Below are 14,769 nucleotides of genomic sequence, written 5' to 3'. Positions count from 1 at the left end.
ACAGATTGGCAGTTCTGAAAACTATTTTTATGTTAGGCCGCTATAAAACAATATTACATTATATTATTTCTTGATAAGAAAAAACAAGGTCATTTATTGTTGTAAAACGGTGATTGCAACGGTGATTTCTTCTATTTATAAAACCACATAAGACACTGGCAATTATAAGGTTGTAATCTTAAAGTGTAGTTTTGTAATAAAAATATTTTAATTAAAAAATCCTAGTATTTTTGTGCTATATGAAAAATGAACACGAAACAAAAGTTATCGAAGCGGCATTAAATCGTATTTGTGCGCACAAACTATTTGTGAATTCGGACATTCATAGCAACTTGTTAAAATACCTCGTTGAAAAAGCACTAAAAGAGGAAGAATTAAATGAGGTAACCATAGGTAGTGACCTCTATGGTATTGATTATTCAGAAAATAAGAACAATAGTACAGTAAGGTCCTATATCTATAAGCTTCGAAAAAAATTAACCGCATACTATAGTGATGCTGCTGCGCATGAAACTATAATATTCCAAATAATCAAAGGGCAATACAACCTAAGTTTTTTAGATGTCAATGCGTATTATAAGGACCAAACTAGTACCAATAAATCGGTTACAATTCCAGCTAAATACCTAAAGTTACTAGGAGGATTTATGCTTATTGCAGTTCTTACAGTTGTTATTGCAAGAACCATTAGCGCAAAACCGAGTTTTGTTTGGGAAAATTATTTTGAAAAGAATGCGCAAAACCTCTTAGTAATTTCGGACCAGTTTATAATTTATGAAAAATTATCAGATGGTAAATTTTATGGAATTACATATCCTGAAATCAATAACCACAATGACTTAATTGAATACTCTCAAAAAAATCCTGATAAGATAGTAAAGCCTACAGATTATACCCTAATGTCTAAAATGGGTCCTTATACGGTTAAATCGCTAACGCAGTGGTTTATGTCTAATGCTAGCGACTTTCAACTTGCCTTGGAAAGCAAACTCAAGTATGAAGATATGCAGAACCATAATATACTATTTGTGGGGCAGTTTAAAACCATGAACTTATCAAAATCCTTGTTTTTAAAAGATAGTAAAGTATTTACAACTTTTAAAGATGGTTTCAAATACCAAAAAGAGGGTACTAAAAAAGAATATGTTACCCAATATGGCAATCATCAAAATGTAGAATACGCCATGGTTTCTTATACTGCTATACGTCCCGAAAAAAGTATTTTATATTTTGTATCCAATAATGATATTGGTGTGCTTGCAACGGTACGAAAGTTTACTGATCCGGATTTATTGGAAGAATTTAAAGCAGAATTACCAGATGGAGCAACACATTTTAATGCTTTGTTTGAGGTAAAAGGACTGCAACGAAATGATATTAGTTGTAAGCTAGTAGCCTTAGAAGTACTAAAATAACACCGCAACAGCGCATGGGTGTGGTCTATTACTTAGAATTCCCTAATTTCCAAGACCTAACCCAATTGTAGGTCGTGGTTCTATCTGCTTCAGAGCCTGTCATTCCACCATCTTCTGGAACCGGATTCCAATCATAGGTTTCTATCACCATTCTCAAATACATTTCAATATCAAAATCAGCTGGGGGGTTCACTTTTGAAACAAATTTACCATCCAAAAAGAATAGAATTTCATCTTTTGATTTCCACCATACGCCATACACATGAAAATCGTCATATACTTTTTTTCCAATAACTCCTCCGCCTTTATGAGATCCTGATTCATACGTACATCCTTCAGGAATATTTCTACTGTGCGTATTGGCGTTCATCTTTTCGTCAAAATTTTTCATCCATTCTGCTTTATTTTCAATTTGGCCTACACATTCTTGGATATCTAATTCAGTTGTTCTTTTATCACAACCTTGTCTTCCCTTTCCCTCGTTTATTAACCAAAAAGTAGAAGACATAAAGGTTTTATTGGCTTTCATTTCGCATTCGTAATACCCATACGTCATTCCTTTTCTTGAACCCACATAACCACCCCCATGTGTAAATTCTTTCCCATTTTTAACCACTTTTTGCGGTAATAATTGGGTTGTAATCTGCAAACTACCATCTGCAACTTTAATATTTTCAGCCATGAACAATCCTGGGGCTCTACCAATCCATCCTTGACCCGAAATTTGCCATTTTTCTTCATCTACTTTGTTTCCATTAAATTCATCCGACATTTCTTTGACCAATTGCCATTTTACTCCAGTTTCTTTCGGATCTTCTCCCTGGATAAAAAAAGGTGCTTCTTGAGCAACAATTAAATTTCCTCCAGCGAGCAAAAGAAGCAGTATAGTTTTTGATATGGTTTTCATAAGTTGTTTTTAGGAATAAGTTGTCGGCGATTGGTTCTCGTTCGTTGTCTAAAATAGTAAAACTTTTGTTTGGAGAAAAGACCTAGCGGCTGCATTTGTGTCTGTTCCCAGATATTCATCAATTAGTGGGGCGTAGATGTATTTCTTGCTGTGTGAGCTAGTTGCCTGACTAACCTTTCTGCTTTTGGGAATAAGTCTAATTGATTTGGATGAGGATTTCTCCAAAATCAAGGTTGTAAAACAAATTAAAGCACTGCTTTTTTATGAAAAAAAAAGAAATTTTGGTTTTTAGAATAGTGAGGAAGGCTATTTCTTTTGGAGTAATACAATTTGCGTTGTCTAAAAAAATAGGGACAAAAGAACAGTATATCCTAAAAAATGGACATAAAAAAAACGGTTTAGTGTGAACTAAACCGTTTGTTTCTTGCATTTTATGTTGTAGCGAGAACGGGATTTGAACCCGTGGCCTCCGGGTTATGAATCCGACGCTCTAACCAACTGAGCTACCTCGCCAAGGTTTTTTAAACGGCTGCAAATATAGAGTTATTTTTTCTCTATATCAAAAAAAAAATGAATGAAAATATTATATATCTTTTAGTTTTTTTATCATAGAGAAATATATATATTGCCCATTCTAAATAATTACGAGTAATGAGTGAAAAAATTAACTACGAGCTAGAGTTTGTGATCCAATCATCACCACAAATGCTTTATCAATATATTTCAACGCCTTCTGGATTATCAGAATGGTTTGCAGATAATGTGAATTCCAGAGGTGAAAAATTTACGTTTATCTGGGATGGTTCTGAAGAAGTTGCCAATTTGTTGAAAAAGAAAAATGACGAATTTATTCGTTTTTCTTGGGAAGAGGAAGATGATGATAGTTATTTTGAGTTGCGAATTAAAGTCGATGATATTACGTCTGACGTTTCCTTGTTTATTTCCGATTTTGCGGAGGAAGACGAGGTAGAAGAGGGTAAACTGTTATGGACCAATCAAATTTCTAGTTTAAAACAAGTCTTAGGATCGGCATAAAAATCCTGAAATAAATAATATCTTTGGCCTTGAATTTTTTCAAGGCTTTTTTTATGGTAAATTTTAATGGCAGTTTTTTAGAAAACAACACTCAATTTTTAGATCAAGATAATAGAGGCCTAAGGTACGGAGACTCCCTATTTGAAAGTATCCGTGTTGTACATGATAAGATTTACTTCTGGGAGGACCATTACCTGCGATTAATGGCATCCATGCGGATTTTGCGTATGGAGATTCCTATGAATTTTACGATGGAATATTTAGAAGCTCAGATTTTGGAGACTATTGCAGCCAACAATTTACAGAACAATCCGGTACGGATCCGCCTAACTGTTTTTAGGAATTCAGGGGGACTGTATTTGCCAGCGACCAATGATATTAGTTTTATCATAGAAACAAAGGTGCTTGAAGCGCCCTTCTATACCCATGCTGATACTGCTTATGAAGTAGAATTGTTTAAAGACCATTACGTTAATGAAGGTATGTTGTCTACCTTAAAGTCCAACAATAAAGTTATACATGTATTGGGAAGTATATACGCCAGTGAAAACGGGTATCAAAATTGCTTGTTATTAAACAACTCCAAACAGGTAATAGAGGCTTTAAACGGGAATTTATTTCTTGTAAAGGGGACCGTTATTAAAACACCGCATTTAAAAAATGGGTGTCTAAATGGTATTATCCGTAAAAAATTGATTGCTATTTTAGAAAAATTAGAGAATTATACCTTAGAAATAGGGCCTATTTCTCCATTTGAACTTCAAAAAGCCGATGAATTATTCATAACAAATGCAATCACAGGCATACAGAGTATTAGCAAGTATCGAAAAAAAGAATTCAGTAACGAAGTAGCAAAAGACCTTTTGGGGAAATTAAATGCTGCAGCGAGACTGTCTTAATTTAAAGCTGGATTTTCAGGAGCGTTGGACCACAAGAGATAATCGCCTCCCAATTCATTCATTTTTTCTTTCCACAAGGCAGTGGTAGATTTTAGCAAGATATCACTTTCGTATATATTGTGAGATACAATCCAAGATTTTGACGATAATTCATCATCCAATTGAAAGGAATCCCAGCCCGAATACCCTAAGAAAAATCGAATATCTTCTTTGGTAATCATTTCGTTATTGATGAGGTCTACGATTTTTTCAAAATTTCCGCCCCAAAATATTCCATTGGATATTTCTACACTGTCTTCAATTAAATGAGGTACTTTATGAATAAAGTAGAGGTTATCCTGTTCTACAGGGCCACCATTGTAGACCTTAAAAGAAGCCTTGATATCATCTACAAGGTCGTTTATGGTATATTGTAAGGGTTTGTTCAAGATAAAGCCTACAGAGCCATCTGTGTTGTGTTCTGCAAGTAAAACAATGGATCTGTTGAAGGATACATCACCAGTGAGGGATGGTTCTGCTATAAGGAGGTTTCCTTTTTTGGGGTGGCTAGTTGGCATATAATTTTATTAATATGCTTTTAAAGTAACTATTTTTTTTTAAAATAAAAAATATGCCAATAAAAAAGCACCTCTAATGAAAGAAGTGCTTTTTTTATTTTGAAAACTATACAGTTTAGTTTACAGAGCTGCTTAACTCAGTACCTGCTTTAAATTTAACAACATTTTTAGCTGCTATTTTTATAGTTTTACCAGTTTGAGGGTTTCTACCGTCTCTAGCTTCTCTTCTAGATACAGACCATGATCCAAATCCTACTAAAGAAACTCTACCACCTTTTTTAAGTGATCCTTCAACGTTTCCTAAAAAAGACTCTAATGCTTTCTTTGCTGCTGCTTTAGTGATGCCAGCGTCAGCTGCCATTGCATCGATTAATTCTGTTTTGTTCATAATTAAATAAAATTAATTGTTGTTTTTAATAACTTATATTCTTCTAACAAATTTATATGGATTTAGCGTTAACGCAAGTAAAATTAGGTGAAATGCACCATTTTGTTAATAACTAGGACGGTTTGTTAATAAAGTAGGGCATTTTTTACACTTTTTTGAGGCTAAAATGAAGCGAACTTAGCTGAAATAGGCTGTTTCTTTCAGTTGTAAGCCGTTTAAAACATCAATAGTTTTCATTCTACGCTTGCCAGATAGCTGTAATTCTAACACATTTAAATAGCCATTAGGTACCGCTACTTTTATGGTTTTTTTATCAAATACCAAACTCCCAATTTTTAAATTGTGTGTGCTTTTTTCAATTGCTGTGGTGTAAATTTTTACGGTTGTGCCGGCATCTTCATTATATAAGGTTGTCCAAGCAGCAGGATAAGGACTTAGCCCTCGTATTAAATTATAGGTAGTAGGGAGGTCTTGATTCCAATCTATTTTACAAGTGTCCTTATGAATCTTATACGCAAGTTTTAGAGTCTTAGTATCGTCCTGTTTTTTGGTCTTTACTTTGTTTTCTTCAATGAGTTGTACTGTTTGTACAACTAACTCTGCTCCAAGATGCATTAGTTTGTCGTGTAAAACCCCTGCGTTTTCTTCCTTAGTAATTGCAATTTTCTCATTTAAGATAATTTCACCGGTATCAATCTTGTCATCAATAAAGAAGGTGGTGACACCCGTTTCGGTTTCTCCATTTATAATGGCCCAATTAATAGGAGCAGCCCCTCGGTATTGCGGTAGTAAAGATGCGTGTAGGTTAAAAGTACCGTATTTGGGCATCTGCCATACTACTTTAGGGAGCATTCTAAAAGCCACAATGATCTGTAAGTTGGCTTGCAAGCTTTCTAATTCGGTTAAAAACTCAGGACTTTTAAGGTTTGTAGGTTGTAAAATAGTTAGATTCTTTGCTTCTGCATATTGTTTTACAGCAGAGGTATGCATTTTTCTACCCCGGCCAGCCGGTTTGTCTGCCGCAGTTATTACACCAACAATAGTGTAGTTATGCTGCAGTAAACTGTCTAAAATAGTTACGGCAAATTCTGGTGTTCCCATAAAAACAATGCGTAAATCAGTCATCTATGTGTTGTGTTTGATATTGGTTCTGTTCGTTTATTTCTATTTTTTGGTCCTCTAATAAATTTTGTAAGGCTTCCAAAACAATAGTCTCTTTGTAAGGTAGTGTTTGTATTAGTTTTCTGGAGCTCATAGTCCCATACTTTAAGATAATCAAAATTTCACTCTCAGCTATAGCGATCACAGAACTGTCTAATTGTACGTGTTTTAAGCATACATCACATTGACCACATCGCTTCTTTTTTTCTCCAAAATACGCCAGCAATTGTATGTTTCTACAAACAGTATCATTCTTGATATACTGAATCATCTGATCTATATTGTCTATTTTAACCTGCTGCAATTCTTTTGCTTTTCTAGAAAAGCTATGTATGGTCTGGTCGTCTTCTCGCGGCACTAAAAATGTAAGCTCTAAATCACTGTGCTGGGCCGTATATTCAATGATTTCATCCTTTTGTAACTGGGTTAAGGTTTTGGTTATAAGTGCCTCATCAGTTGTTGTTTTTTTAGCAATTAAAAGGGTGTTTATTTTGATGTCATATTCAAAAATTCCCCCATAAGTTCGCAAAAGGGCTTGTACTACGGTCACCAAATGTTTGTGCGTACTTAAATAGTGGTTAAGGTCTTGTTTGGAAGCGATAAACTTTACCGTTGCCTGTTTGGCATAGTTTTCTGATAGCGACAAAACAGAATGCTGGTCTAGTATTTTGAGTCCGTTATAAGTCAACAAACTATTTAATTTATACGTAGAACAAAAGGTGTTAAAATTTAATAGGTACTTTTCCTGAGATCCCTCGCCATAGGGTATTTGCAAGTAGTTATTTAGTTTGTTGTACAATAGTTTTAAAAAAGCCACATCGGGTAGAACGCTTAAAAATTGCCTTTTTACCTGTAATTCATCTTCTTTATTAAGTAACAAGATTGCTGCAGCCGGGGCCCCGTTTCTCCCTGCTCTCCCTGCTTCCTGGTAGTAATTTTCTATACTATCTGGAATTTGGAAGTGTACAACCAAACCTACATCTGCTTTGTCTATACCCATACCAAAGGCATTGGTAGCCACCATTATTTTTACTTTGTTCGTGAGCCATTGGTTAAGTTTGCTTTCTTTGTCCTTTTTTGATATGCCACCATGGAAAAAAGTAGAGGTAAATCCTGCCGTGCTTAAAAAGGAGGATATTTGTTCAGACATTCGTCTAGAGCGGACGTAGACAATACAGCTTTTGTCTGTTTGCGAACACAGTTGTTTTAATTGGTAGTGCTTGTCTTCATTCCATACGACCTTAAAAGTAATATTATCCCTTGAAAAAGAATCTTTGATAATTAGTTTCGTCCTAAAGTGAAGGTTCTCTACAATGTCTTCCGCTACTTTTTTAGTTGCCGTGGCGGTAAGGGCTAAAACAGGAATGGCAGGAAACATTTCTCGCAATACAGAACAATCTCTATAAGCGGGTCTAAAATCATTGCCCCATTGAGAAATACAATGGGCCTCATCTATGGCAATAAGGTTCACGTTCATTTGTAAAATACGCTCCTTTACCACATCTTGTTGCAGGCGCTCAGGGGAGAGGTATAAAAATTTATATCCGCCAAACACACAATTGTCTAAGAGATTGGAGACTTCGTCAAAAGATATACCACCCGTAAGTGCAATTGCTTTAATGCCTTTTTCTCTTAAACTATTTACCTGGTCTTGTATTAATGCAATTAATGGAGATACTACAATGCAGATGCCATCCATGGCAAGAGCGGGTATTTGGTAGCAAATAGATTTACCACCCCCTGTAGGCAATAGGGCCAATACGTCTTTTTGATCTAGAATATTAGCAATAATTTTCTCTTGAGAACCCCTAAATTCGGCGTGCCCCCAATAGTGTTGCAAAATATCTTTTGGATTTTTTTGCACTAGCTAATATTTAGAGATTTTAGTATAAAATTAGTGCGCTCAAGAACAGTTCCTTGAGGTACTATAAGGGGCGTATAACCAAACTTTTTATACGTTTTGTCTAAGAGTTGGTGAATGCGTTTGGCCTCGTCAAAATCTTCATACCGCTCATTATCGTTGGCGTGTATTTCTTTCCAAGGCGGAAAAATAAAAACAACATCATAGCAATTATCGGTACAAGCTTTGGTGTAATTTTCACCATATGCAATATCGGTTCCTTGCAGATAGGCAACAATATCTGGAATACCACGATCTAAAAAAACCTGCTCCCTTTCGATGCCTTCAGCAGTTTTAAATTGCTCAATTCTTCCAGCGAGTAAGCGATCACTAAACAACAAAGGCTGTGTTAGAAAAAGCTGAGAAATGCCTTCATTTCTAGCTTCTAAGGTGACATCTCTCGATATTTCGTGCAAACAAGAAAAGCCCATGGCTTTAATTTGCTCAATGACTGTAGTTTTTCCGGTACTGGGGCCGCCAGTAAGAACTATTTTTTTTGGTTTCAATAGCGTAGATTAATACAGCAAAGATACTAAAATTGCAACTATACAAAAAGTAGCATGGGTAAACCCATTGCACTATATTTGTAGAAAAAATAGAGTATGAACACTGATAACCCAGAGGATTTTTACGCACGCTTAAAAGAGCAACTGGAAGTAAACAACAGTTGGCCAGCAGATTACCTCTACAAATTTATAGTGCCAACAAATACGGATAAGGCTTTACAAATACAGAATATATTTGATAATACAGGGGCTGTAATAGAATCAAAAAAGTCTAAAAATGGAAAATATACGAGTGTTTCCATAACTGTAAATATGAAAAACCCGACTGCTGTTATCGCTAAATATAAAGAAGTAGGCGAAATAAAAGGGGTGATATCGTTATAAAATGGTATAGAATTGGTATTTGTTTGATTTATTTAGTAATTTGCAGAATATTAGCGTAGAACTTCACGTTTATAAATAAATAAGCAAAAATCTTATTAGTTTGAATTTAGTAGAAAACTTAGAATATAATACTGAGCGCAGTCAGCTCATTATTCCTGAATACGGTCGTCATTTTCAAAAAATGGTAGACTATGCTGTATCTATAGAAGATACAGAAGAACGTAATAAAATAGCCAAATCTATTATTAGTGTGATGGGCAATTTACAACCTCACCTAAGAGATGTGCCAGATTTCCAACATAAATTATGGGACCAGTTATTCATCATGTCCGATTTTAAATTGGATGTAGAATCACCATTCCCCATAACTACAAAGGAAATGTTGCAAGAGCGACCAGAGCCGTTAGAGTATCCTCAGAATTTTCCAAAATACAGGTTTTATGGGAATAACATAAAACGTATGATAGATGTTGCAGTAGAGTGGGAAGAAGGTGATATGAGAGATGGCTTAGAATACGCTATTGCAAATCACATGAAAAAATGCTACTTAAATTGGAATAAAGATGTGGTTGATGACAGTGCCATCTTTAAACATTTATATGAGTTAAGTGATGGAAGAATAGATTTTGCTAAAAAGGAAGAAACCTTAACAGATAGCGGACAATTCTTAAAAAATAAGGTTGCGAAATCTAATTCTAGGTATACCAATGGAAAGAGCAATCAAAGATCAAATAATAATAATACAAACAACCGCGGTAAAAAACGGTATTAATATTCTTATCTTAAATGGGAACATTTAAAATTGAAGGCGGTCATCGTCTGCAAGGAGAAATAACTCCACAAGGTGCAAAAAACGAAGCTTTACAAATACTTTGCGCTGTATTACTTACTCCAGAAGAGGTTCATATTAATAATATACCCGATATCGTAGATGTGAACAAGCTAATTGCTTTGCTAGAAGATTTGGGTGTTAAAATTCAGAAACGAGGCAAAGGATCGTATACGTTTAAAGCGGATGATGTTAATTTAGAATACTTACAATCCGATCAGTTTAAAGAAGACGGGCGTGGACTAAGAGGTTCAATAATGCTTGTAGGCCCCTTGTTATCTCGCTTTGGTAAAGGATATATTCCAAAACCAGGTGGGGATAAAATTGGAAGAAGACGATTGGATACCCATTTTGAAGGTTTTATTAAACTTGGAGCTAAATTTAGATACAATAAAGAGGAATATTTTTACGGAGTTGAAGCTAAAAAATTAAAAGGCACTTACATGCTTTTAGATGAAGCTTCGGTTACCGGAACCGCAAATATTGTTATGGCTGCTGTATTGGCAGAAGGAACAACGACCATCTATAATGCAGCTTGCGAGCCCTATTTACAACAGCTCTGTAAGATGTTAAATAGGATGGGCGCAAAAATTTCGGGAGTAGGTTCTAATCTATTAACTATAGAAGGTGTAGACGCTTTGGGCGGTACAGAACACAGAATGCTCCCCGATATGATTGAAATTGGGAGTTGGATTGGTTTGGCTGCAATGACAAAAAGTGAACTTACTATTAAAAATGTAAGTTGGGATGATCTAGGACAAATACCTACGGTTTTTCAAAAACTTGGAATTCAGTTAGAGCGAAGAGGTGATGATATTTATATTCCTGAACATAAAGATGGGTATGAAATCCAAAACTATATTGACGGCTCTATCTTAACCATTGCCGATGCGCCATGGCCTGGATTAACTCCAGATCTATTAAGTATCATTCTAGTGGTGGCTACCCAAGCTCGTGGTGAAGTTTTAATTCATCAAAAAATGTTTGAAAGTCGTCTGTTCTTTGTCGATAAATTATTAGATATGGGTGCAAAAGTTATTCTTTGTGATCCACATAGAGCAACGGTCATTGGGCACGATTTTAAATCTACCTTAAAAGCAACTACAATGGTATCTCCAGATATTAGAGCTGGTGTTTCGTTACTAATTGCAGCCTTATCTGCAAAAGGAACTTCTACCATTCACAATATAGAGCAAATAGATCGCGGGTATGAAAATATTGATGAGCGTTTGCAAGCTATTGGTGCAAAAATTACAAGAGTGTAACTAATTCCTAGAACTGCTTAACCACAGATCGGTTTCTAGTATCGTATTATATATAGACCAACCTAGTAAGAATACTAATACCAGTATTCGTGCTAGGTTGTTTTTTGTGATACTATTCAATATCTGATCCGTAGAACCTATGCCCGCTATTATTTTACGATGTTTTGGTTCTACAATCATAAAATGATGCAGCCATAAAAGGAAAATAACCCCAATGCTTGTCATTGTATAAGCATCTTGTCTGTTTAAAAGTTGAAAAACGGACACTATTAAATGCCCAGGAGCTAAAATAACGGCAAATAAAAAGATACGATCTCTTTCCAAGTGGTACCACTTTATTAATTCATCTTTAGAATAGAATTTTAAGGAAGGGTAGATAATAAATTGTAACATACAAAATACAATTACAGAACCAAATTCAAACAGTAATCTTAAGATATCAATCATACTACATTTGGTTTTAAAAAGTAATTAATAATTTGCTTCCATAATTTAATAATTTTTAGGAATCAAAGTAAGAAATGAATTGGAATTGGGGGAGTGGTACTGTTACTAATATCTACAAGAGAACACTATAAGATAAGGAAAAAATCCGAAGAATTGTTATTTCGTGAAATAAAATGACACTAATTTAATGTCGGGAAGTTTATTTTTCCTTGTATTCTGGTCGTACTTCTGCATTGTTAGCAAAGCATAAGTTACCCTCTTGCTGTTCATAGGTGCCAAATAACTGGACTAACTTCGTTTTTCTATAGCTAAAAATCTCATCTAACTTTGGTTGTACAAGAAATGGCTGCACAAGTTCACCTATTATCCCTAAAGGCAGCTTATAGTCAATAATATCTTCCATTTCTACACCACCATTTATTTCTTTTATAAAGTGTTTGTGGTGCCAAAATGCATAGGGGCCAAAGCGCTGTTCATCTACAAAATATTGGTTTGGCACCATATGGGTGATTTCTGTCACCCATTTTGTTTTTATCCCTAACACAGGAGTTACGCTATACTGTATGACCTGCCCCTGGTACATGGGTCTGTCTGCTCCGGAAAGTGTTTTAAACCCCATATAGTCTGGAGTAATAATTTTTAAATTTTCAGGATTCGATAAAAATTCCCAAGCTGTATCTATGCCTATTGGCAAATTTTGTTTTTTATGTAAGCGGTAAATTTTCATTTAGTTATAGATTAAAATATAGGCATTTAAAGAAGTTGCTATAATTAACCAAACACAATAAGGAAGCAATAAGAGCCATTTATTTCCAGTTTCTTTCCGGTAGCGTAAAGGGATGTAAATAACAACTAGTGTTAGCGCAACAATTACAAGTAATCCTATGCCAACATAATGTTGGTTAAAAAAGGCATAATTCCACCCAACATTTAAAAGCCACTGTAGGGCAAAGGGAATAATATACTTAAAGTTGTTGCTGTTTTTTGCTACATACGCCATATAAAAGGCAAAGCAAATCATTATGGTGGTCCAAGCAAAACCAAAAACCCAACCTGGAGGCGTCCAAGGAGCCTTATTCAGTTGCATGTACCAAGTGGTTTGCGGGCCATTGTTCATAAGCCACATACCCAGTGCTAAGGCGCCGAAATTTAAAACAAGGAAAAGTGTGGTAAATTTAGCTAGTTTCATAAGTGCGTTTTTTATATCTACATTGTATCTCCTGCTTTACAAACTAGAAAATGTACTTAAAGTAGTTTATTGTAGCAAGCCTATCTTTCTTGGTGTATGGTGTATACTTTGATGTAGTTGATCTAAGACCTAACTGTTTCTAAATATACAAGCTATGTCTTAGCCCGTTATATGTTTTGTTATTTTTTTACTTAACGGATTTGTAGTAGAATAGAAGTAGTCTATTAACCTACCTTTTTCATCTACCAAATATTTTTGAAAATTCCATTTTACGGTTGTATTGGTTTTACCATTGCGCTCTTTTTGTGTTAACCAGGCGTACAATGGATGTTGCTTGTCTCCTTTGACACTTATTTTTTCGGTCATTAAAAAAGTTACACCGTAATTTAATTGACAAAAGGTTTCAATTTCTTCGTTAGAACCTGCTTCTTGGCTTCCAAATTGGTTACAAGGTAAACCAATAATCATTAGCTTGTCTTGGTAGGTGTTGTAGAGTTGCTGTAACTCTTTATACTGACCCGTAAATCCACATTTAGAAGCTACGTTTACAAAAAGTATTTTTTTACCTTTAAAATCAGCCAAATCAATAGGAGATCCTGTTATTTCATTAATTGCGATGTCATAAATGCTAAGCTTAGGTTCTGATATTGTTTTTGAACCGCATGAAAAAAAGATAGGAAAGAATAAAATCATAAGCAATCTTTTCATTTTACAGTTTTAAGTTTACGATACCGCAATCGATCTCTAAAACTTGCCCAGATATATTTAGAGCCTTTTCACTTAATAAAAAATGAGCCATATGAGCAACATCTGAAGGATCTAAAAGGCGTTTTAGAGGGTGCCTTTCTTTTATGTTTTCAATCATTTTATCGTTGCGCAATAGCTTAGCTGCCAAGCTTGTATCTGTAACTGTTGGGGCAATAGCATTAACACGTATGCTTGGTGCTAGTTCTGCTGCTAAAGACTTCACAAGGCCTTCTACACCGCCCTTAGCCGCTGCTATGCTAGCATGGTAAGGCATTCCTAGTTTAGTGGCTACAGTACTAAACAATAAAATAGAAGGGTTAGAACCCTTTTTAAGCGTATTTAAATAGTGTTTAATGGTCTTGACTGCTCCAATGACATTAATTTCAAAGTCTTCTCTAAAGTCTTCTATACCTAGCCGAGTAATAGGTTTTAAATTAATACTCCCAGGACAATAAACAAGACTGTCTATGTGGTCTATCATTGGCAACTCATCGGTAAGGACATTACATGGGTAATGCGTTAAGTTTTGATGTTCTAGATCTGCTACTGACCTACTTACCTCTACAACCTTATGTGTTTCAATATGTGCTTTAGCGATGGCTAAGCCAATGCCCTTACTACCTCCAATAATAACAATCGTTTTCATTCGTGTTTTTTAGATGACTGCAGCAAGTTTCATAACAAACACCTTAATGTTAAATATACCTAGGTTAATGGCTTCATATTAAGCCTTTTTTCAACCTTGCGCTTTATAGCGGTTAGTCGTTTCATAAGCTCCATTATTTTGGTGCTTTTATCTTCCTTATATATTTCGTTTAATTCAAGAATAAGGGCCTTAGCTTCACGAGAAATCTCAACTCTTTCGCTATTGGATAGCGATTTCATTTTTCTTTTTTCAAACTCTAATGCTTTATCTATTACATCCATAATATTAATGATTTATATCGTTTGTTTTTCTGATATTCTTGCTAAATTATAAAACTCTTCTCGAAAGATATAACTTGAGCACAAACATCCATTTTAGAATTTTTTAAAGCTACCAAAAGCGGTTTATGGCTTTACTTTACACGCTGTAAAATGGTTTGGTAGTCTTGTTTGTTCTAATCTATTTATAATTTTAGCAATTAAGTACTTATTATT

Annotated in this window: 19 protein-coding genes and 1 tRNA gene; 7 read left to right on the top strand and 13 right to left on the bottom strand. The window is 34.9% G+C overall.

Translation table 11 applies throughout. The features are described from left to right. The first annotated feature begins 239 nt into the window (after nt 1–239). Nucleotides 240–1,415, top strand: coding sequence for a helix-turn-helix domain-containing protein (locus MWU65_RS07970; RefSeq protein ID WP_247076782.1), 1,176 nt, complete (start codon nt 240–242; stop codon nt 1,413–1,415). A gap of 28 nt (nt 1,416–1,443) precedes the next feature. Here MWU65_RS07970 and MWU65_RS07965 read toward each other — a convergent pair whose 3' ends face one another. Continuing rightward, nucleotides 1,444–2,322, bottom strand: a complete 879-nt coding sequence (locus MWU65_RS07965; RefSeq protein WP_247076780.1) for a family 16 glycosylhydrolase — start codon at nt 2,320–2,322, stop codon at nt 1,444–1,446. 263 nt (nt 2,323–2,585) lie between these two features. Between MWU65_RS07965 and MWU65_RS07960 the strand changes: the two genes are divergently transcribed. After that, on the top strand, nt 2,586–2,729 hold the full coding sequence (locus MWU65_RS07960; protein WP_247076778.1) for a hypothetical protein: 144 nt from the start codon (nt 2,586–2,588) through the stop codon (nt 2,727–2,729). Between the two features lie 32 nt (nt 2,730–2,761). Here MWU65_RS07960 and MWU65_RS07955 read toward each other — a convergent pair. Beyond that, nucleotides 2,762–2,835, bottom strand: a tRNA-Met gene (locus tag MWU65_RS07955). Between the two features lie 138 nt (nt 2,836–2,973). Between MWU65_RS07955 and MWU65_RS07950 the strand changes: the two genes are divergently transcribed. Both MWU65_RS07950 and MWU65_RS07945 read left to right on the top strand, forming a co-directional pair. Beyond that, the gene (locus tag MWU65_RS07950; RefSeq protein ID WP_247076776.1) at nt 2,974–3,357 is read left to right on the top strand and encodes an START-like domain-containing protein; all 384 of its coding nucleotides are present in this window, start codon (nt 2,974–2,976) and stop codon (nt 3,355–3,357) included. A 53-nt stretch (nt 3,358–3,410) separates the two neighbouring features. Next, complete coding sequence (locus MWU65_RS07945) at nt 3,411–4,256, top strand: aminotransferase class IV (protein ID WP_247076773.1); 846 nt, start codon at nt 3,411–3,413, stop codon at nt 4,254–4,256. Here the strand turns inward: MWU65_RS07945 and MWU65_RS07940 are convergent. The 5 genes from MWU65_RS07940 to MWU65_RS07920 all read right to left on the bottom strand — a co-directional run bounded on the left by MWU65_RS07940 (nt 4,253) and on the right by MWU65_RS07920 (nt 8,768). Further along, the gene (locus tag MWU65_RS07940) at nt 4,253–4,813 is read right to left on the bottom strand and encodes a YqgE/AlgH family protein (RefSeq protein WP_247076771.1); all 561 of its coding nucleotides are present in this window, start codon (nt 4,811–4,813) and stop codon (nt 4,253–4,255) included. The genes MWU65_RS07945 and MWU65_RS07940 overlap by 4 nt on opposite strands. A 115-nt stretch (nt 4,814–4,928) precedes the next feature. Further along, a complete protein-coding gene (locus MWU65_RS07935; protein WP_247076769.1) occupies nt 4,929–5,201 on the bottom strand; it encodes an HU family DNA-binding protein in 273 nt (90 codons plus the stop codon). A gap of 177 nt (nt 5,202–5,378) precedes the next feature. Beyond that, a complete protein-coding gene (gene fmt, locus MWU65_RS07930) occupies nt 5,379–6,326 on the bottom strand; it encodes a methionyl-tRNA formyltransferase (protein WP_247076767.1) in 948 nt (315 codons plus the stop codon). Further along, complete coding sequence (locus MWU65_RS07925) at nt 6,319–8,226, bottom strand: ATP-dependent DNA helicase RecQ (protein ID WP_247076765.1); 1,908 nt, start codon at nt 8,224–8,226, stop codon at nt 6,319–6,321. The genes fmt and MWU65_RS07925 overlap by 8 nt, the downstream gene beginning before the upstream one ends. Beyond that, complete coding sequence (locus tag MWU65_RS07920; protein WP_247076763.1) at nt 8,226–8,768, bottom strand: ATP-binding protein; 543 nt, start codon at nt 8,766–8,768, stop codon at nt 8,226–8,228. Before MWU65_RS07920 ends, MWU65_RS07925 begins: the two co-directional genes overlap by 1 nt. Before the next feature lie 96 nt (nt 8,769–8,864). Between MWU65_RS07920 and MWU65_RS07915 the strand changes: the two genes are divergently transcribed. The 3 genes from MWU65_RS07915 to murA all read left to right on the top strand — a co-directional run bounded on the left by MWU65_RS07915 (nt 8,865) and on the right by murA (nt 11,246). Further along, the gene (locus tag MWU65_RS07915; protein WP_247076761.1) at nt 8,865–9,152 is read left to right on the top strand and encodes a DUF493 family protein; all 288 of its coding nucleotides are present in this window, start codon (nt 8,865–8,867) and stop codon (nt 9,150–9,152) included. Between the two features lie 100 nt (nt 9,153–9,252). After that, nucleotides 9,253–9,924, top strand: coding sequence for a DUF4290 domain-containing protein (locus MWU65_RS07910; RefSeq protein ID WP_247076759.1), 672 nt, complete (start codon nt 9,253–9,255; stop codon nt 9,922–9,924). 14 nt (nt 9,925–9,938) lie between these two features. Next, on the top strand, nt 9,939–11,246 hold the full coding sequence (gene murA, locus MWU65_RS07905) for a UDP-N-acetylglucosamine 1-carboxyvinyltransferase (RefSeq protein ID WP_247076757.1): 1,308 nt from the start codon (nt 9,939–9,941) through the stop codon (nt 11,244–11,246). Here the strand turns inward: murA and MWU65_RS07900 are convergent, their stop codons facing one another. The 6 genes from MWU65_RS07900 to MWU65_RS07875 form a co-directional block, all read right to left on the bottom strand. Further along, nucleotides 11,247–11,693 carry a hypothetical protein gene (locus tag MWU65_RS07900; protein ID WP_247076755.1) on the bottom strand — a complete coding sequence of 149 codons (447 nt, stop codon included), beginning with the start codon at nt 11,691–11,693 and terminating at the stop codon, nt 11,247–11,249. Between the two features lie 199 nt (nt 11,694–11,892). After that, nucleotides 11,893–12,420, bottom strand: a complete 528-nt coding sequence (locus tag MWU65_RS07895; protein WP_247076753.1) for an SRPBCC family protein — start codon at nt 12,418–12,420, stop codon at nt 11,893–11,895. Next, a complete protein-coding gene (locus MWU65_RS07890) occupies nt 12,421–12,882 on the bottom strand; it encodes a TspO/MBR family protein (protein WP_247076751.1) in 462 nt (153 codons plus the stop codon). Nucleotides 12,883–13,041: 159 nt separating this feature from the next. Beyond that, nucleotides 13,042–13,590, bottom strand: coding sequence for a glutathione peroxidase (locus MWU65_RS07885; RefSeq protein ID WP_247076749.1), 549 nt, complete (start codon nt 13,588–13,590; stop codon nt 13,042–13,044). Between the two features lies 1 nt (nt 13,591). Continuing rightward, nucleotides 13,592–14,275, bottom strand: a complete 684-nt coding sequence (locus MWU65_RS07880; protein WP_247076747.1) for an SDR family oxidoreductase — start codon at nt 14,273–14,275, stop codon at nt 13,592–13,594. A 59-nt stretch (nt 14,276–14,334) separates the two neighbouring features. Then, nucleotides 14,335–14,556 (bottom strand): hypothetical protein, encoded by a 222-nt coding sequence (locus MWU65_RS07875; RefSeq protein ID WP_247076745.1) that lies wholly within the window; start codon nt 14,554–14,556, stop codon nt 14,335–14,337. Nucleotides 14,557–14,769 lie beyond the last annotated feature (213 nt).

This window comes from Cellulophaga sp. F20128 (assembly GCF_023015805.1).
Taxonomy (GTDB): Bacteria; Bacteroidota; Bacteroidia; order Flavobacteriales; family Flavobacteriaceae; genus Cellulophaga.
The sequence above is the reverse complement of the archived record's forward strand: the minus strand, read 5'-3'. Positions and strand labels throughout refer to the sequence as shown.